Raw genomic sequence first — 18,854 nt, forward strand, 5'->3', positions numbered from 1 at the left:
ACCCATAGGACAAATGACGGACTGCGGAAAGTTAAACAGGAGAGTTAATTTATGAAAAGCTTGAATCGCGTTTTAATGGCTGCACTGTGTACCAGCGCCCTGACCGTTCCCGCCTATGCACAAGATACCGGGGCATCGGGGGCAGAAGACAATGTTATCATTGTGACCGCTACACGCCGTGCAGAAGATGTGCAGGACATTCCGGTTGCCGTGACGGCCGTTAGCCCTGTTCAGCTGGAACAGCAGGGTGTCGTCAATGTCCAGAATATTGGCAGCGTTTCGTCAAGCTTTTCCACCTCCAACGCACAAACCGCATCGGGCACAGTCGTTCTGCGTATTCGCGGTATCGGCACAACATCCAATAATATCGGTTTTGAATCAGCAGTCGGCATTTTCGTTGACGGAGCTTACCAGTCGCGCCCAGGCGTTGCGCTGGGCGAATTTGTTGACGTGGAACGGATAGAAGTGCTGCGCGGTCCACAGGGTACCCTGTTTGGACGCAACACGTCGGCAGGGGCGTTGAATATCACCAACAAGCGCCCTGACCTCAACGAATTGGGCGGATTTGTAAATGCGACCTATGGCAATTTTGACCATATGAGCGTTCAAGGCGCAATTAATGTGCCGATTGTCCAGGATACGCTGGCTCTGCGAGTTACCGGCGCTTACCGGAAACGTGACGGCTATGTAACGGTCGTTGACCGGGATGGCATCGAATTGGGCAAGTCCAATGAAACCGACCAGTATCTTGTTCGCGGCCAGTTGGGTTATGAAAGCGATGGCGGGATTAGCGCCCGTTTGATTGCCGACTATTCCAAGAGCACGGCCAGTTGCTGTTCACCGGTTGAATTGCTGAAATCGCCCGTTGAGACATCGGGAATATTTGGCTTGCTTGGCATGGGCGCACGGGGCGGCATGTCGGCTCCGGATGTTGCTGAGAATCCGTTTGATACGGTGACGGCGCAGAAATCTGTTGAAAATCGTATTGCTACATCGAATCAATTGCCGAATCCTGTCAACGACCAGTGGGGTGTGACCGGAGAGATTGAAGTTCCTCTTAGCGACACTGTCGATGTGATTTACATCGGCTCCTATCGTGAATATCGGTCAACCGACAGCTATGATGGGACTTTCTCTGGCCTGGATTTGTTTAATATTCTGCCGGGCGGCGGAACGGACATCGACACGATGACTCACGAACTGCGTGTGCAGGGTGAGGCATTGGGCGGTGCGCTTAACTGGATGGTTGGTGGTTATTATTCCACTGAAGATATTGCCCAGGACGTCAATTTGGGCCTTGGTGTGGATTATGACCGTCTTGCCGGTGCGTTACTTGCCGCTGGAACCGCAGGCGCGACGTTGGATCCGACGAGTCCACTTTATGCCGGAGGAGCCACATTCCTAGGCGCGACACCTCTGCAAAATCTGACCGGGGTTAATCCCGCATCGATCCGGACGAACAATATCTATACGCAGAACAGCAAAAGCTGGTCGATTTTTACGCACAACACACTGGAAGTGGCCCAAGGTCTGAAACTGACAGTTGGCCTGCGTTACTCGGATGAATCGAAAGATGGCGCATTCGAACAACCGTCGACAAACAATAATCTTTGCCCGGCGATTTTGGGTCAGATTGGTGCGGGCAATGTGCCAGCACCGCTGATCAACAATCTTTATGTACTGGGCTGTTTTCCTTTCACAGCACCAGCGATTGGAACGGATGCAAATCCTTTCCCTTTGCCGCGTCTGTTCGACACCACGTTTAACGACGAGGAACTGATCTACACCGGTAAAATAAGCTATGAATTCGACGCACCGGTTACGGCATATGCCAGCTTCACCCATGGCTATAAATCCGGCGGTTTCAACCTGGATGCCACGGCGGCATCGGGTGGGGCGGACCCGCGTTTTGCTTCGGAAGAAGTCGATGCCTATGAAGTCGGCGTGAAAGCGAAATTCCTCGATAATGCAGTGACGCTCAACGTTGCCGGGTTCCACGAAGAGTTTACCAATTTCCAGGTACTGGAATTTACGGGAGCGCAGTTCGAGACTTTTAACGTCCCGAGTGCCAAAACAACCGGTGTCGAAATTGAGACGGTTATCCGGCCGAGCAACAATTTCACCATCAACGGCGCTTTGACTTATACGGATGCGCGCTATCCGAACAATTGTGCCGGTTCAAAGACAGATGTGGACCAGATCGCCAGCCTTTGCGGCCATTCGCTGAGCAATGCGCCGAAATGGGTTGGTATCATGGGGGCAACCTATAACCGTGATATTGGCAATAGTCTGAACTTCTTCATCAATGGCCAAGTGCGCATGGAAAGTGATCGCCGGACTTCTACGCAGGCTATCGTTGTTCCGGATGCAGCAGCGATTGCAGCGAACGGTGGTCTTCAGAACGCAATTGATGTGGCCGAGCTGATCCCGTTCGATGTTCAGGATGGCAATGTCAAAATCAATTTGCGCGCCGGTATCGGTGATATTGACGAAGCATGGGGCCTGGAAGCCTGGGTCACCAATCTGACCAACGAAAGAACGCGCGGCCTGACGTTCAATACGGTGCTGCGTTCCGGTTCGCGTTCCGCTTTCCCGCAAGAGCCACGCATGTATGGCCTGACGCTTAGAGGCAAATTCTAGGTCAATCAGCTCCGGAAATCACTTTCTGGACCATGATGAACATTAAGAGAGAGGGGCTGGATTCCGGCTCCTCTTTTTTTGGTTTCCTTTTAATCGCGAAACCCATATCGGTTTAACCGTACAATTAAAATCGGGCCGCGAGCCAATAGCAGAGGATTTCGATATGCGTCACCCCTCCGATACCGAGGAACGGCAACAGTTCAGGGACATGAGCCGCCGGTTCATTGAAGCCGAATTTCAACCCTATGCCGATGAATGGGATGAAGCCGGCAAGATTCCGTGGGAATTGCACCAGAAAGTCGGGGCTCTGGGGGTATGGGGCTTTGGCGTTGCAGAGAAATATGGCGGGCTGGGTTTTGATGACATGTTCATGCGCGCAGCATGGGCAGAGGAATCCGCACGCGGGCATAATGGCGGCATAGTTGCGGCGCTGGGCGGGCGCAGCATTTCCATCGGCCCGATCCAGAAGCTTGCTTCGGAAGATATCAAGGACCGGATCCTCAAAGACATTGTGCTGGGCATAAAGGGATCAAGTCTTGGCATTACCGAACCCGGCGGCGGATCAGATGTCGCCAATATGAAAACGACAGCCAAAAAAGACGGTAATCACTGGGTCATTAATGGCTCCAAGACCTTTATCACGGGCGGCATGACGGCGGATTATTTTGTCATCGGCGCGCGGACCGGCGGCGAAGGCCTTGAAGGCATTTCCCTGTTTCTGGTCGAGGTGGGCATGAAGGGCTTTTCCCGCACCGAGATCGAAAGAAAAATGGGCTGGTGGGCATCGGACCAGGCGACGCTTTATTTTGATGATGTGCGGGTTCCGGCCGAAAATATGCTGGGCGACGAAGGCCGCGGCTTCATACAGATCATGCATAATTTCAACCATGAACGGCTGGGCATGGTCGCCCAGAGCCTTGGCATGATGCGGGTATTGCTGGAGGAATCCATCAAATATGCGCAGCAGCGGGAAACCTTTGGCAAACCGCTGATAAAACATCAGGTCATCCGCCACAAAATCGCGGAAATGTCGGCGCGGGTCGATACAACAGAAGCATGGCTGGACAAGCTGTGCTGGCTTGGCAGCGAAGGCAAAATGCCTGTGGAGCAGATATGCAAAGCCAAATTCACCACGACCAAGAATCTCGAATATTGCGCCAGTGAGGCGATGCAGATTCTGGGCGGCGCAGGCTATTTGCGCGGCAATGTGGTGGAGCGTTTCTACCGGGAAGTGAAAGTCATGGCCATTGGCGGCGGGTCAGAGGAAATCATGCGCGACCTCGCCGTGCGCCAGATGGGGCTTTAACATATGGAGCTTTAATCGAGCCGCCAAGCGGGGTAGAGATCTTTTCCGTGAGTGCTGAGCCTGTCGATGCACATCTGATGATCTTTTACTGCCCTTCGGCAACCGTTGGGCTGACGGAAATTTTGCTATGGCTATACCGGGTTCAGATGCAAGAAATCTTGGCGGTAATGCGCCAGTCCTGCCTATCGGTTCGGTGCTGGTCGGGCTGGTCTTTTTCTGCCTGATGGACGTGATGATGAAAAGCCTCAGCATTTCGCTGGGCGCCTATAATGCGATGTTGTGGCGGGGCTTGATATCCATCATTCTGGTGGGAGCGCTTTTCTTCGCCCGCCGTCCCAGAATGCCATCGCCGCGAACGCTGAAAATCCATTTTCAACGCGGGATAATTACCGTTTTCATGGCGTTCCTGTTTTTCTGGGCACTGGCGCGGGTGCCGCTTGCCGAAGCGGTGGCCCTGACATTCATAGCGCCTATCATAGCGCTTTACCTGGCGGCGGTGTTTCTGGGTGAGACGATACATCGCAATGCGATTATTGCGTCTATCCTGGGGCTGGCCGGGGTCGCCATTATCGGGTGGGGCAAGATGAGCGGGGAATATAGCAATGACGAACTGCTTGGTTTAGGGGCGGTCTTGTTATCGGCGTTGCTCTATGCCGCCAATCTGGTGATCCAGCGCAGCCAGGCGCTCCTCGCCGGGCCGCTTGAAATCAGCTTTTTCCAGAATCTTATCGTTGGCGCCTGCTATGCGCTTCTCGCTCCGTTTTTCGCTGTGGCTCCGGATGCGGAATATGTCCCGCTGTTGCTTGGCGCGGCCCTTATGACGATCATCTCCGGAATGTTTATTGCATGGGGATATGCGCGGGCAGAGGCGCAGGTTCTGATCAATCTGGAATATAGCGCCTTCCTGTGGGCATCGATTTTCGGCTGGGTGTTCTTTCGCGAACCCGTAACAGTCCCGACAATAGCGGGAGCGGCGCTGATCGTTGCCGGATGTATCATCGCGACCCGCCGCGGCCGGACGGTTGCCCACGTGGAATCGACGGTCGCCTGACATCCGGAAAACCTGACTCCCCGCGCCCTATCCTGACGTCATGACCGGTTCATAAGGCTGTGTTCAAACCGCGTTAAACAGCTCATCGGGTGAATAATATATTTGCTCTATTTTCCGGCTATTTTATTAGCTTAGTTTTAAATGAAAGGCTAAAGAGGCGGTTATGGGCCTGACCGCGTATTGTTACAGCCTTTTCATTATGCTGGGTGGAAATGGCTTTGTTACCCCGAAGTCAGTGGGTCGGAAACCAGTGGGCCGAAAGATATTGGGTATGCTGATAGGGGCAGTGATATCCTCGTCACCAGCATTTGCACAAAATACCGAAACGACCAGCTCAGAAGATGACGAACCGGTAAGCACGGAAATCCAGACCCCTGATGAGACGAAACCGCTCATAGAAGACAGGCCGCTCACCGAATTTCCCGACTTTGGCGTGGAGTGGCCGGATCTTGACGCGCCCTTGTCCGATGATGCATCGTCTGACGATGCGGCTTTGGAAGAGCAGGCCGAGGATACCGCCCGTGACCTTGAAATGGACCGCCGCCTTGCCGAAGAAGGAAGTGTAGAGGGTGACGCCGTTCAGGGTGAAAGCGAGACTACACAATCCGCCGCAGCTGCCGATTATCAGCCGGAAGATACATTGGCGGAGCGCAATTATGTTATCCGCTTTTCAGGCCTGCCGACCGGATTAAGCGCGGATTTTGACGAGCGTTTCGACCTGTTGTCCTCTCTTGAAAAATACAAGGGGGATGAAGCCAATTTTGCCCAAATCAAACGGCGGGCGGAAGCCGACCGCGAACTGGTTGAAAGGCTGCTTCGTATCGAAGGCTATTATGATGCGACCGTCCGCAATCGCTTTGCCGGAGCAGAGGGCACGGATATTGCCGTGACCATCACGGTCATACCGGGGCCGCAATATAAGCTGGATGACATTGACCTGGACGGCATCGAAAATGCCAAAGGCGATGATCCGCAGAAATTCCGCGAAGTCTTTGGCCTGCAATCCGGCGATATTGTCGACAGCGATGCCATTGTCGAGGCGCGCGCCAAACTGGATATCGCCATGGCGGAAAATGGCTATGCCTTTGCCAGAACCGGTCAGCCGGAACTGGTTATTGACCATGCCGACCAGTCCGGGGACCTGGAGATTATCGTCACTCCGGGCGACAAATATGTCTTTGGCTCGATCACCATGCAAAATACCGAGCTGTTCGGGCCAGAGCATAGCGCATTGATCGCACGGTTTGATGAAGGCGACCTTTATAACCGGCCGGATGTCGAGGATCTTCGTCAGGCCCTGATCGCCACCGGGCTGGTATCGACTGTGGATATTGAACCGGTTGCGTCCGAAACCCGGCCGGGTGTTGTCGATCTGGCTGTCAATATCACACCGGCACCGCTTCGCACTATATCCGGCGCGGTCGGCTATGGAACCGGTGAAGGTCTGCGTGCGGAACTTGGCTGGGAACACCGCAATCTTTTCCCGCCCGAAGGAATGATCCGGTTAGCCGGAGTGGTGGCGACGCAGGAACAATCCGGCAGCATAACCTTTCGCCGCAATAATTTCCGCAGGCGGGACAATGTGCTGAACGGACAGGTGCGGCTCAGCAATATCGATACTGCGGCTTATGATGCCAGGACATTCACACTGTCTTCCAGCCTTGAACGGCAAAGCAATCTTATCTTTCAAAAGAAATGGAACTGGTCTTTCGGGGTGGAATTAATCGCTTCGCAGGAACGCGGTATCCGCGGTGTCAATCAAACGGAATCGCGAGAGACATATTTCATCGGCGCTCTGCCCACGACCCTGACCTATGATGGCAGCGACGATCTGCTGGACCCGACAAGCGGTTTTCGGCTGAGCGTAAGATTGGCGCCAGAGGCATCGTTACAGTCGGGTAGCTTCTTCTATATGCGCAACCAGCTTGATGGCAGTGCCTATTACCAGGTTTCGGAAAAAATCGTACTGGCAGGCCGCGCAAGACTGGCTTCGATTACAGGGGCTGGTCGAAACCGTATAGCACCTTCGCGGCGGCTTTATTCCGGTGGCGGCGGATCGGTTCGCGGGTTCGGTTATCAGCGGATCGGCCCGCGCGATGTCAATAACGACCCCGTAGGCGGGCGTTCACTGGTCGAGTTTTCGCTGGAGGCGCGTGTGCGGCTGGATATGTTTGGCGGTAATTTCGGTGTTGTGCCGTTTATCGACGCAGGCAATGTTTACAGTGCCTCCCTGCCCGATTTTGACGGACTGCGTTATGGTGCGGGTCTCGGCGTGCGATATTATAGTGATTTCGGCCCCATCCGGGTGGATGTTGGCACACCGATTAACCCGCAGCAGGGGGATTCGCGGATTGCTGTCTATGTGTCGCTGGGTCAGGCATTTTGATGGACAATGAAACCCCCGCCCCGGATGCCATAACGCCCAAAGCCACCAAAGGCCCGCGACGCCCTACCCGGCGCGGTCTTTTTGTGGCCTTGGGTTCGTTTCTCTTGATTCTGGCCCTTGCCTTGACTGCGGCTGCATATTGGCTCGACAGCGATGGCGGGCATAAGTTCATCATAAAACAGGTTGAGGCAATGGAGCCGGAAAATGGCCTGAGAATCGGGATCGGCGCCATAGAAGGGTCGATCTATAAAAAAATAGAGATTGTCGATCTCGACCTCTCCGATCCGGAAGGTGTCTTCTTTCAAGCGGGCAGTGTCTCGGTGGACTGGAACCCGCTGGCGTGGATTTTCAACGAACTCTATATTTCCGATGCACTGGTCACCAAGGGGCGACTGGACCGTTTGCCGAAATTTATTGATACGGAAAAAGACGGGCCGCTATTGCCCGGTTTCAACATTTATCTTGGCGCATTCAAGGCAAATGGTCTGGTTCTGGGCAAAGCCGTAACCGGTGAGGAACAACAGGCCGATATGGTGGGCGCTCTTGATATCAGGGCGGGCCGCGCGATGGTCATTCTGGATGCTGCAACGACGCGCAGCGGTGACAAGATAAACCTGAGATTTGATGCCGAGCCAGAGCGCAAAAGGCTGGACCTTAACGCGAATATCACGGCTCCGGCAAAGGGAGTCATCGCGCGCTATCTGGGGTTAGAGCAAGTTTTTTCGATGCGCGTTTCCGGCAAGGGGGACTGGGCAAAATGGGACGGTGAGCTGCTCGCCGCCAGTGCAGATCAGCAGCTTGCGGCAGTGGCGCTGGCGGCAAGGGACGGACTGTTCGGTTATGACGGTATCATTTCTCCGGAGTTGCTACCGTCCGGATTGGCGCGAAAAATGGCGTCCCCGCAGCTTGCACTCAATGGCACCGCGTCGATGGAGGACGGGCTCGTCGCGCTTGATTTGTCGGCAAGTTCCAGCGCAGCGCGGCTCACCGCAAGGGGCGGGATTGATCTTGCCCGCAATTCGCTGGATGCGCTCAGGGTAGATTTCGATGTGCGCAGGCCCGAATTGTTTGCGGCCAATATGAAAGCGCAGGATCTGGGGTTCAAGCTGCTGCTTAACGGTCCGTTTTCAGGGCTTCGTTACCGCTATCTTCTCGCCGCGCCGCAACTCGCCTTTGGCAATAATATCCTTCGCAAGGTCCAGGCATCCGGTGAAGGGCGGCGCGATGCCACAGGCTTTGATATTCCGGTGGACCTGACAGTCGGGTCGATTACCGGAAGCGGTGAATTGTTCGATCGATTGCTGTCCGGGCTGAGCGGCCAAGCCTTTTTACGGCTGGAACAGGGGCGGTTATTTGCGGACAGCGCCGTCATCACCACCAACGCGGTTCAGGCAACAGCGGATATTGAAGCACGTCTGGCAAGCGGCGAATACAGGATTGATATAGAAGCGCTGGCACGCAGCTTTGCCATAAAGAACATCGGGGTTGCCGACATTCTGGCCAACGTAGAACTGCGGCCGGGAACTGCTGGCGCGCTGACACTGACCGGTGATGCGCAGGCGAACTTGCGCCGGTTTGACAATGCGTTTCTTCGTGAACTGGGCGGCGGCCTACCAGTATTGAGGACGGGGCTTTTGCTGGGCAATGACAGGAAATTGCGTTTCCCCGATTTGAATATCAGGGCGCCGAAGCTGCGCTTCACGGGCAGCGGTGTCCAGGAAAGTGCCGCAATATTCGCATTTTCCGGCAGCGGTGTGCACGATCAATATGGCCCCTACGACCTTGACCTTAAAGGGAAGCTGGACGAGCCTGTGATCGTGGTTTTATTGGAAAACCCCCTGCCCGACGCCGGGCTTTCTGCTGTGCAGATCAATCTAGACCCGGTGAAGCACGGTTTTACTTTTACCACCACAGGCGGATCGACGCTTGGGCCCTTTGAGGGCGAGGGGGCGATAGTGACGCTGCCGGGGCAAGGGACAGAGATTCAGGTGGGCCGGTTGAGGGTGTCCGACACGATTGCTACGGGCGTCATTCGTCCCGGCGATCTGGGATTTTCCGGCAATTTGGCGATTAGCGGCGGCGGGGTTACAGGGAATGTCCTGTTTGAACCGGGCGAGGACCGCCAGTTAATCCGCGCCATGCTAAAGGCCAAGGATGCGCATTTTGCCGGTGAACCACCAATCATGATCCGCATCGGTTCGCTTGATGCCGACCTGGTTCTGATCGACGGCCGGTCCGATATTAAAGCGACCGTTAGAGCGCAGGGGATTAGCCGGGGCGAGTTGATGGTTGGCCGCATCGCCGGTAGTATCCGGCTGACTGACGGCACGGGCGATGCTACTTTTTCTATCGCCGGCACGCGCGGCAGTACGTTCAACTTTCAGGCAAGGGCCGATATTGCACCGGACCGTTACCTGGTTGACGGAGACGGTATGTTTGAGGGCCGCGCATTGAAGCTGCGTAACCCGCTTGAGCTGCGCCGGGTTAAAGATGGCTGGGCCGCATCGCCGACAAGACTGACTTATGGTCAGGGCACGGCCCGATTCTCCGGAACATGGGGCACCCAGTCATCCCGGCTGGATTTGACACTCAATAAAATGCCGTTGTCGCTGGCCGATATTCTCAGCGACGGGCTTGGGCTTGGCGGGGAAGCCAATGGCACGGTGAAGCTGGCCCAGACCGGCTCGCAAATGCCGGTTGGTGATGCCAGGCTGACGATCCGGGGGCTGACCCGTTCGGGGCTTATCCTGACATCCACTCCGGTTGACATGGGACTGAACGTCGCATTCTCCACCCAGGGCGCGGCAGCACGCGGGATCATCAGGTCACAGTCGGACATAATCGGCCGGTTCCAGGGGCGGATTTCCGGATTTGGCAGGGGTAACTGGCGGGATGAATTGCAGTACAGCCCGCTTTTTGCCCAGGCCCGTTTCAATGGTGCAGCCGATGCCTTGTGGCGGCTGACAGGGGTAGAGACATTCGACCTTACCGGCCCGCTGGCCGTTGATGCCGATATTCGCGGAACATTGGCCAATCCACAAATCAACGGGCAGCTGCGCACGAATAATGCACGGCTTGAAAGCCCCCTGACCGGCACGGTTGTAACCGGCATAAAGGCGCAAGGGCAATTTAATGGATCGCGCCTGGTGCTGCCCAATATTACCGGCGTAACCAGAGGCGGCGGAACGGTAAGCGGCAGAGGCAGTTTCAATTTCGCTGTCCCGGCGGGCGAAGGGATCGGCATCAACCTTAACCTTGAAGCCAATAACGCTCGGTTGATTGCGCGCGATGATTTCGCCGCAACCGTGACCGGGCCGATAAGGATCGTTAGTTCGGAGCAGGGCGGCCTGATCTCGGGTGATGTGATCCTCAACCGCAGCTTCTTTCAGTTCGGAAATGCCAGCGAGTCTGTATTGTTGCCGCAAATCAGGGGCCGCGAGATAAATCGCCGCGCCGATGAACGCCCTGCGGTTGTGCGTAGCCGGCCATGGCGCTTTGCGTTAAATGCGCAAGCGCCAAACCGTTTGCAGGTGGAGGGGCTAGGCCTTGACAGTGAATGGCGCGCCACCCTTAAAGTCAGCGGCCCGGTCGATAATTTTGCCCTGACCGGAAGCGCAGAACTTATTCGCGGAAATTACACTTTTGCAGGTCGCCGTTTCCAGTTGGAGCGCGGGAATATCCGCTTTGTGGGCAACCGGCCGCCGAACCCCGTGCTTGATATCGAAGCAGAAGCGGATCTGGCCGGCCTGAATGCCACGATCAATGTGACCGGCACCGGCAACAGCCCCGATATTGCGTTTAATAGCATCCCTGCCCTGCCGCAGGATGAACTTTTGTCTCGCATTTTGTTCGGCGCTTCCATCGCCGACCTGTCCGCGCCAGAGGCCGTGCAACTGGCCGCAGCAGTAGCCTCGCTCAACAGCGGCGGCGGGCTGGACCCGATCAACGCGCTTAGGAAAGCCGTCGGGCTCGACCGTTTACGGTTTCTGCCTTCGGACATTGATAGCGGCCAGGGGACTTCGATTGCTGCTGGCAAATATATCACGCGGCGGGCTTATGTGGAGCTCATTACCGATGGCAAAGGCTATAGCGCCACTACGCTGGAATTCCAGATCACTCGCTGGCTGTCGATATTGTCGAGTATTTCGACATTGGGAAGGCAGAGCGTGAATATTCAGGTATCCAAAGATTATTGAACACAAATAGCGTCCGGTTGGAACCAAATCCATTATGGGCCGTTAAGGAGGGTGAAGATCAAAGGGCGGCCGAATTCACACGCTACTTTGAGCTTGATATTCGGCCGGGATACGTGCCTTGTTTATAGGACTATTCCGGCCATTTTCAGCAAATACTCCCGATTTTGTGGATTGGCCGGTCATATTTTGCTACCGGCATATGTTACAAAATCTTACATATACTGAACTTATGTAAAGTTTTGTCCGATGGGACCTCTTGCTCCAATATTTATATGGAACCAACAAGGTCATCGGGAGTTGAAGCAACAGATACGAATTTAAGAGACCTATTTTGCCCGATCAGAGTGACAATCCAACACCCAATGTAGAGGATAGCAATAGTAAACGTGCACCCGAAACTCGTCATACTGAAAAGCCGATGAAAGATTTGCTTGAGATTAGGGAGCGTTTGGGTTTCGGGCTTCGGTCGATGTATCGCAGCGTTCTGGAAGAGCCTTTACCGGATGATATGGTAGCGCTTCTGGACCAGTTGAACGAGAACGACGATAGCTCCTCAAAATCAAGCACGGACCCACGTGGCTAATCACCAGCAACTGTCCTCAGCGGATTTTAAGCGCGAGATGACGGACGCCATTCCGCATTTGAGGGCGTTTGGCCGCAGCCTCGCGGGGGACCCCGATGTCGCGGATGATCTGGTTCAGGATACATTGCTGAAAGCCTGGTCCGCGCGGGACCGGTTTGTTGCTGGCACGTCGATGAAGGCATGGACCTTCACCATTTTGCGAAACACATATTTCTCAAACTTGCGCCGTAAGAAATTCACGGCGGATTATGACGAAATCGTAGCGGAGCGCGTTTTGTCTATCGCCGCCCCGCAACAGGACCCATTGCATCTCGCAGACTTGCAGCGCGCCTTGATGGAAATATCCGATGACCAGCGCGAAGCGGTCATTCTGGTCGGTGCAGGCGGCTATTCTTATGAAGAAGCGGCCGATATCGCGGGCTGCGCCGTTGGCACCATGAAAAGCCGCGTATCACGTGCGCGGCAGACGCTGGAAGGTATTTTGGCAGATGGGCGTTTCTCGAAACTATCCTCGGATCAGGATAAATCCGTTGCCACGGCGCTGGACAATATTCTTGACTCTGTGACCGAGCTATCTTCCTGATCGGGCTTCCTGATCGGGCAGAGGCCCGTCAATCTTGCTCAGGACAGATATAAAAACACTATAATCGCTACGCTGATTATAGCGAGGGGTATCGCCCAGGCCAACGTCCTGAGATCTATACCCTTTTTCTTATCCTGCTGCATCCTTACGGCCTAAACATTCTGGGCTTCCACAGTGAAAAACAAGGCCTGGCTGATCGCCGCCCGGATAGCATTTGGCTGGAACGGTTTGGTGATCAAAAAGGTCGGTTCCGGACGCTCCCCGGTCAATAAACGTTCGGGGAAAGCGGTGACAAAGATAACCGGTACAGAAAATTGCTCCAATATGTCTTTCACAGCATCAATGCCAGAGCTGCCATCTGCCAACTGGATATCGGCCAGAACAAGACCGGGCTTGCACCGGTCCACCTCTTGCAGCGCATCTTTATGCGTTATCGCGGTTCCGGAAACCGTATGGCCAAGATCGGTAACAATCTGTTCCAGTTCCATGGAGATAAGGGCTTCGTCCTCGATAATCAGGACGTTTGTCCGCAACTCCTGGTCAATATCGTCAATGGCTTCTTCGAGCAGGCCAGGGACGGATTCCTGATCTATTCCCGTGATTTCGGCCACATCCTTGGTCGAGAAACCTTCCAATGCGGTCAGCAATAATATCTGCCGCCCGATCGGAGCAATTTTGCGTAATTTGTCCTGGCCGGTCCCTTTGTCATTGCCGCCCGATATAATTGTATCCGGGGTGGTCGTTTCCCAGATCTTGTGGAGAATCCTGTGCAATTGAATGCGCGGCGACCCGTTGTCGCCCAGAGCTTTGGGGTCAGCGATAATGGCCTCAAGCGTTGCTCTGACATAGGCGTCCCCGCTGGTTTGCGAACCGGTCAGGGCACGGGCATATCTGCGTAAATAGGGCAAATGTGGCTTAATCGTGTCGGCTAGTGGCATTGGCAAAAACTCCCTCGTGGAAGGGAACGCATATTCCTTCCAATAGTTCCAAAACAATCCCTCCGCCGCACCCACCATATTGATCTCGGGCCTTCAGGCAACTAGTTTGTCCGGGAACCTAAATGAAATCCCTGCGTTGGGTAAACGTGATTAACAGAATCAAGGAGCAGATTAAATGACAACCAATTATAATGAAGAAATGAGTGCGGTGAAATCGGACCTTCAGCGGTTGAAAGAAGATATTACGAAACTGACCAAATCTGCGGCAAATGATGCTCAGGTAAATGCTTCTGCATTCAGCGCAAAGGCAAAGGATAAAGTCAAGCTGGCGTCAAAGCGCACCAAAGAGATGAGCATGCAGGGTCGGGACAGGGCGCATGAAACAGTTGCAGCCAATCCCTTGGTCAGTATTGCGGCCACTGCAGGAATTGCCCTTATCATCGGGGCACTGATCGCCCGGCGTTAGACAAATTCGGCCAGTGCCTGTCTGCCACCATACATGACGGGCATTTTGCCATATTCCCGATAATCCCGATGCAATTCACGGGCCTCCTTCACCGGTTGAGCCATTGAATTGCAAAGAACTGTTATGTCATCTGTAATCCGGATGATGGCAGGCGGCCATCGGGAGAAATGAGAGGGGCGATGCAGCAGAACGAGGCCTTCTTGGCATTGGAAAAAAGCCGTCTGGAGACTCTGGAAAGCTATCAGATTATGGATAGCCCTCCCGAAGCGGCATTTGACCGAATGACGCGCTTGGCTGCTGATGTTTTTGAAGTCCCGATGGCATCCATATCCTTCGTGGATGACAAGCGCCAATGGAGCAAATCAGCTATCGGACTGGAATCCCTTGAGGCTGCACGGGATATTAGTTTTAGTTCCCATATCGTCGAAAGCCGGGAAGCCCTGATCGTCGAGGATTTGCTCAGCGATGAACGGTTTGCAGAAAATCCCTTTGTTACTGGCCATCCGTACGTAAAATTCTATGCCGGCTGCCCCTTGCTCGCCCCGAACGGTATGGTTCTGGGCGCACTATGGATCGGCGACCATGCTGTGCGCCGGCAACCGTTTGGCGATAGGCTGGAGCAACTTCGCTGCATGGCCGATATCGTCATGAGCGAACTGGAATTGCGGCGGGAGATGCAGCAACGCAAAGCGGCCCAGCGCTATGCGGCAGAGGCACGGACCGAGCTTGAGATGGCGCTTGCGCTTAGCGGGACGGCCAGCTGGAAGCTGAACCTGTCAACGCAGGAAGTTCGCTGGGGTGGGGACTATCACCGCGTGTGGGGGAAAGATGCCGACCAAACATTACTTATGGCCGAAGATGTGTTCGCCCGTATCCATCCAGAAGACCGTCAGCGGATCCGTAATTCCATAGAACATAACAACAGAACCGAGAATCGGGGCTTTTTAGAAACTTTCCGGATCGTTATGCCGTCGGGGGAGACGCGGTGGATATTGGGCCGCGGAGATTTTCTCCACAGTAATGGCGCAGACGTGGTTACGGGCATTAATTATGACATAACCGATGCCGTCAATCAGGCGGACCAACAGAAACTGCACACCCGTGAACTTCATCACCGCCTGCGAAACTTATTCGCTACCTTGCAATCAATCATGATGCTGACAAGAAATTCGGCAACATCGATTGATGACTATATCGAGCGCATTAACGGGCGGCTTGGTGCGCTTAACCGCACGCAACAGATATTGCTGGATTCCGATTTTATTACCGGATCATTTGCCGCTCTGGTGAGTGATTTATGCTCGATTTACCCCCGAATGATATGGGCGGGCCCCGATATCAGACTTCCTGAAAATGCGATGGTGTCGATTTCTCTGGTGCTTAATGAACTGGCCACAAATGCTGCCAAATATGGCGCTTTGAGCCATGAACACGGGTTTGTGAAAATCACCTGGACGATAAATGATGACGACCAGCCTCCATCGGTATCCTTGACGTGGAAAGAACGGGGTGGCCCGGCGATACAGGGGCCGCCAACGCAATGGGGCTTTGGCACTTCACTCATCAGGCACAGCATCACTCGTAATCTCAGAGGTAAAATAACCAAGGATTGGCAGGAAGAGGGCATGATCTGCTCGATCAACTTTCCTATACCGTAAAACGACCATTAGCTGTGCAGGATGTTTTTATACGCTTTTCGGGCAAAATTGGGCGCCGGAGGACAAACGCAAAAATAAATATCCCAGTTTGTTGGAACCTTAGTTTTCCAAATGTGTTTCTTTGATGTCAACTACGGGAGTTATTATGAAAAAAATTTCAATTGCGGCTATTCTTGCCACTGGACTTGCATTGACTGCATGTGAAGCCAACGTGAAAGAAGAAGGTGAAATGCCCTCTCTGGATGTTGACGTAGCTGGTGACGCGGGTAATTTGCCGGAAATAGACGTCGAAACGGCGGACGTTGAAATGGGTACCGAAGAAAAGACTATTGAGGTGCCGGATGTCGATGTAACGATGCCTTCCGATAAATAATCATTCAGTTCATTCCGCTATGGTCTGAAAAGGACCAGAGTTAGATAAAGAGCTGAAATCTGAAAAAGGCCGGGCAAATATGTCCGGCCTTTTTGTGTCTAGCGCATTTCACGGCTTTTGCAGTGGTTCGGTTTCGTCTATTTGTTAATTTCTTTCGGTTCACGGCAGATTATACCTATGCAAATTATCAGACAACTTGGCCCCCTCCGCGCGGCTTTGGACATTATGCGCAAAAGCGGAGCATCTATAGGGCTGGTCCCGACGATGGGCGCGCTGCATGCCGGACATATGGAGCTAGTGAAGACCGCGATGGCACAGTGCGACAAGGTGGTTGTTTCCATTTTCGTCAATCCGACCCAATTCGGTGCAGGTGAGGATCTGGACAGCTATCCACGGCAAGAGGCTGCCGATGCCGCCCTTTTGGAAGCTGCTGGCGTAGAATTGGTCTGGGCACCATCGGTGGATCAGGTTTATCCTGAAGGTTTCTCCACCAATGTTAGCGTCAGCGGGGTCAGCTCCGGCCTGTGCGGCGGATCACGGCCTGGCCATTTTGACGGTGTTGCCACCGTGGTTGCAAAATTGTTCAATCAGGTCAGGCCCGACGCCGCCTTTTTTGGCGAGAAAGATTTCCAGCAACTGGCGGTTATCCGGCGCATGGCCCGCGACCTTGATTTCACGCATGATATAGTGGGTGTTCCTACCGTGCGCGATGCGGATGGCTTGGCCTTGTCCTCGCGCAACGCATATTTGACGCCCGAACAGCGCCAACAAGCTGTCGCGCTGCCCAATATCATGCGGGACGCGGCCGAAAACATTGCCAGGGGCGGCGATATCGACGCTATTTTGAGCGACGCTAAAGCCAAATTGATCGCGTCCGGCTTTCATAAAGTCGATTATTTCGAACTGAAACATCCCGATACGTTGGAAAATGTGACGGTTTTTGCACAGCCAGCCCGATTGCTGGCAGCGGCGCATATTGGCACCACCCGGTTGATTGACAATATCGCTGTAGCCTAGGGCCTGCGCGGGATATGTTAACTATACTAATATTGTTAAATTGCAGTTTTTCCGGGTATATTTAATAATATCCTGAATATTACTGCCGATCCCGTTAACCATTTTTTCAACAGTTTGCTGTGAAAGTCGTCTCTGTGCCGAAAGCGGCATGACAAAACAGGGACTAGAGGATTATGGGCAACAGCATGAAAAGTGCCGCCTTTTTAATAGAAAGTCGGCGAGCAGAAGCAGAAAAAGGCAATGTGAACGCGTGTTTCGATCTTGGCGTGATATATTCAACCGGCTCAGGCGGCACTGATATTGACCTGATCGAAGCGCATAAATGGTTTAATCTGGCATCGCTTTCCGGCCATGATGAAAGCAAGACTTGCCGGGCGGAAATCTCGCAGGACATGACCCCCCGTGAAATTGCCGAAGCGCAACGGGAAGCCCGTAGCTGGTTGAAACAGACCACGCACCGCGCAGCATAAAAACTAGCCGGATTTTTTGAACGGCCCCATTTCGGCCAGAAATTCAATATCGGCGGCAACGGCCTCCCGCTCCCGCTCCAGATAGTCGGAGATGGCCGACCGGAAACCCGGATCGACTATATAATGGGCGGACCATGTTGGCACGGGCTGATAACCACGCGCCAGTTTATGGCTTCCCTGCGCGCCTGCTTCGACATATTTCAGGCCGCGTGCAATGGCCGCATCAATGGCCTGATAATAGCAAATCTCGAAATGCAGAAACGGTATATCGCGGGTACAGCCCCAATAGCGGCCGAACAGCGTTTCTTCCCCGATGACGTTAAGCGCTCCGGCAATCGGTATGCCGTCCTGAAGCGCGAATATCAGCAACAGTTTTTCGCCCATTTTCTGGTGGAGCAAGTCAAACGCCGCCCGTGTCAGATATGGCGTGCCCCATTTGCGGGCGCCGGTGTCCTGATAAAATTCCCAGAAATAATCCAAATGTTCGGCGGTGATGTCATCGCCGGTGAGGTGGATAATCTCTACCGCTTCCTGCGCCTTCTTGCGCTCCCGTTTGATCGCTTTGCGCTTACGGGATGACAAGGCGGCCAGAAAGGCGTCGAAATCCGTATAATCATCATTGCGCCAGTGGAACTGGCTGTCAGAACGGATCATCCATCCGGCTTCCCGAAAATGGTGAAGCTGATCCTCGGCGACAAATGTCGCATGCACCGATGATATACCATTATTTTTTGCGAGCTGTTCGGCGGCGCGCAATAGCGGCAAGGCCAGGCTTTCATCCCGCAGCAATAGGCGCGGCCCCGGCACGGGGGAAAAAGGCGCGGCAATCTGGATCTTTGGATAATATTGGCCGCCCGCACTTTCATATGCATGGGCCCATTGCTGATCGAAAATATATTCGCCCTGGCTGTGGGATTTCAGATAGCTGGGCAGGCAGGCAGCAATTTTACCTTCCTCATCCTCGATAATGATCGGCAGCGATTTCCACCCCGTTCCGGGGCCGACGCTGCCTGACTCTTCCATAGCGGACAGAAAGGCGTGGGAGACGAAAGGGTTGGCACTGCCCGCGCAGCTGTCCCACTCGGCGGCGGGAAGACTGGCGATATCATCGGCAACCCGCGCGACAATGCCTTGGACGTTGCCGGGGGGTTGTTCGGGTGGTGATGGGGGCTTGGGCATATGGATTG

General features: G+C 54.1%; 14 protein-coding genes. 12 read left to right on the plus strand and 2 right to left on the minus strand.

Going from position 1 to position 18,854, the window contains the following annotated elements; all coding sequences use genetic code 11:
* Positions 1–51: 51 nt before the first annotated feature.
* The 7 genes from VIN76_RS14995 to VIN76_RS15025 all read left to right on the plus strand — a co-directional run bounded on the left by VIN76_RS14995 (position 52) and on the right by VIN76_RS15025 (position 12,745).
* Entirely contained in the window at positions 52–2,640 is a 2,589-nt protein-coding gene (locus VIN76_RS14995) for a TonB-dependent receptor (protein ID WP_332042671.1), read from the plus strand.
* A 163-nt stretch (positions 2,641–2,803) separates the two neighbouring features.
* Entirely contained in the window at positions 2,804–3,946 is a 1,143-nt protein-coding gene (locus VIN76_RS15000; protein ID WP_332042672.1) for an acyl-CoA dehydrogenase family protein, read from the plus strand.
* A gap of 127 nt (positions 3,947–4,073) precedes the next feature.
* Positions 4,074–4,997: a DMT family transporter gene (locus VIN76_RS15005; protein ID WP_332042673.1), complete on the plus strand. Its 924-nt coding sequence runs from the start codon at positions 4,074–4,076 to the stop codon at positions 4,995–4,997.
* 271 nt (positions 4,998–5,268) lie between these two features.
* Complete coding sequence (locus VIN76_RS15010; protein WP_332042674.1) at positions 5,269–7,383, plus strand: autotransporter assembly complex protein TamA; 2,115 nt, start codon at positions 5,269–5,271, stop codon at positions 7,381–7,383.
* On the plus strand, positions 7,383–11,579 hold the full coding sequence (locus VIN76_RS15015) for a translocation/assembly module TamB domain-containing protein (RefSeq protein WP_332042675.1): 4,197 nt from the start codon (positions 7,383–7,385) through the stop codon (positions 11,577–11,579). The genes VIN76_RS15010 and VIN76_RS15015 overlap by 1 nt, the downstream gene beginning before the upstream one ends.
* Before the next feature lie 331 nt (positions 11,580–11,910).
* Entirely contained in the window at positions 11,911–12,162 is a 252-nt protein-coding gene (locus VIN76_RS15020; RefSeq protein WP_332042676.1) for a NepR family anti-sigma factor, read from the plus strand.
* Positions 12,163–12,199: 37 nt separating this feature from the next.
* A complete protein-coding gene (locus VIN76_RS15025; protein WP_332042677.1) occupies positions 12,200–12,745 on the plus strand; it encodes a sigma-70 family RNA polymerase sigma factor in 546 nt (181 codons plus the stop codon).
* Between the two features lie 152 nt (positions 12,746–12,897).
* Here the strand turns inward: VIN76_RS15025 and VIN76_RS15030 are convergent, their stop codons facing one another.
* On the minus strand, positions 12,898–13,683 hold the full coding sequence (locus VIN76_RS15030) for a response regulator (protein WP_332042678.1): 786 nt from the start codon (positions 13,681–13,683) through the stop codon (positions 12,898–12,900).
* Positions 13,684–13,858: 175 nt separating this feature from the next.
* Between VIN76_RS15030 and VIN76_RS15035 the strand changes: the two genes are divergently transcribed.
* The 5 genes from VIN76_RS15035 to VIN76_RS15055 all read left to right on the plus strand — a co-directional run bounded on the left by VIN76_RS15035 (position 13,859) and on the right by VIN76_RS15055 (position 17,667).
* A complete protein-coding gene (locus VIN76_RS15035) occupies positions 13,859–14,149 on the plus strand; it encodes a DUF883 family protein (protein ID WP_332042679.1) in 291 nt (96 codons plus the stop codon).
* A gap of 179 nt (positions 14,150–14,328) precedes the next feature.
* Positions 14,329–15,807 (plus strand): sensor histidine kinase, encoded by a 1,479-nt coding sequence (locus VIN76_RS15040; protein ID WP_332042680.1) that lies wholly within the window; start codon positions 14,329–14,331, stop codon positions 15,805–15,807.
* A 145-nt stretch (positions 15,808–15,952) separates the two neighbouring features.
* Entirely contained in the window at positions 15,953–16,180 is a 228-nt protein-coding gene (locus VIN76_RS15045; RefSeq protein ID WP_332042681.1) for a hypothetical protein, read from the plus strand.
* Between the two features lie 177 nt (positions 16,181–16,357).
* Positions 16,358–17,197 (plus strand): pantoate--beta-alanine ligase, encoded by an 840-nt coding sequence (panC, locus tag VIN76_RS15050; RefSeq protein ID WP_332042682.1) that lies wholly within the window; start codon positions 16,358–16,360, stop codon positions 17,195–17,197.
* 173 nt (positions 17,198–17,370) lie between these two features.
* On the plus strand, positions 17,371–17,667 hold the full coding sequence (locus VIN76_RS15055; protein ID WP_332042683.1) for a hypothetical protein: 297 nt from the start codon (positions 17,371–17,373) through the stop codon (positions 17,665–17,667).
* A 3-nt stretch (positions 17,668–17,670) separates the two neighbouring features.
* On the opposite strand, the gene VIN76_RS15060 is transcribed toward VIN76_RS15055, so the two are convergent.
* Entirely contained in the window at positions 17,671–18,846 is a 1,176-nt protein-coding gene (locus VIN76_RS15060; protein ID WP_332042684.1) for a GNAT family N-acetyltransferase, read from the minus strand.
* Between the last annotated feature and the right edge of the window lie 8 nt (positions 18,847–18,854).

Source organism: Parasphingorhabdus sp., assembly GCF_036568145.1.
Lineage (GTDB): Bacteria > Pseudomonadota > Alphaproteobacteria > Sphingomonadales > Sphingomonadaceae > Parasphingorhabdus.

What these genes read in the sequence shown, in the direction of transcription:
- VIN76_RS15015 (WP_332042675.1), top strand. Translation starts at nt 7,383, where the DNA reads ATGGACAATGAAACCCCCGCCCCGGATGCCATAACGCCCAAAGCCACC.
- VIN76_RS14995 (WP_332042671.1), top strand. Translation starts at nt 52, where the DNA reads ATGAAAAGCTTGAATCGCGTTTTAATGGCTGCACTGTGTACCAGCGCC.
- VIN76_RS15000 (WP_332042672.1), top strand. Translation starts at nt 2,804, where the DNA reads ATGCGTCACCCCTCCGATACCGAGGAACGGCAACAGTTCAGGGACATG.
- VIN76_RS15045 (WP_332042681.1), top strand. Translation starts at nt 15,953, where the DNA reads ATGAAAAAAATTTCAATTGCGGCTATTCTTGCCACTGGACTTGCATTG.
- VIN76_RS15060 (WP_332042684.1), bottom strand. Translation starts at nt 18,846, where the DNA reads ATGCCCAAGCCCCCATCACCACCCGAACAACCCCCCGGCAACGTCCAA.
- VIN76_RS15040 (WP_332042680.1), top strand. Translation starts at nt 14,329, where the DNA reads ATGCAGCAGAACGAGGCCTTCTTGGCATTGGAAAAAAGCCGTCTGGAG.
- VIN76_RS15035 (WP_332042679.1), top strand. Translation starts at nt 13,859, where the DNA reads ATGACAACCAATTATAATGAAGAAATGAGTGCGGTGAAATCGGACCTT.
- VIN76_RS15005 (WP_332042673.1), top strand. Translation starts at nt 4,074, where the DNA reads ATGGCTATACCGGGTTCAGATGCAAGAAATCTTGGCGGTAATGCGCCA.
- VIN76_RS15025 (WP_332042677.1), top strand. Translation starts at nt 12,200, where the DNA reads ATGACGGACGCCATTCCGCATTTGAGGGCGTTTGGCCGCAGCCTCGCG.
- panC (WP_332042682.1), top strand. Translation starts at nt 16,358, where the DNA reads ATGCAAATTATCAGACAACTTGGCCCCCTCCGCGCGGCTTTGGACATT.
- VIN76_RS15030 (WP_332042678.1), bottom strand. Translation starts at nt 13,683, where the DNA reads ATGCCACTAGCCGACACGATTAAGCCACATTTGCCCTATTTACGCAGA.
- VIN76_RS15010 (WP_332042674.1), top strand. Translation starts at nt 5,269, where the DNA reads ATGCTGATAGGGGCAGTGATATCCTCGTCACCAGCATTTGCACAAAAT.
- VIN76_RS15055 (WP_332042683.1), top strand. Translation starts at nt 17,371, where the DNA reads ATGGGCAACAGCATGAAAAGTGCCGCCTTTTTAATAGAAAGTCGGCGA.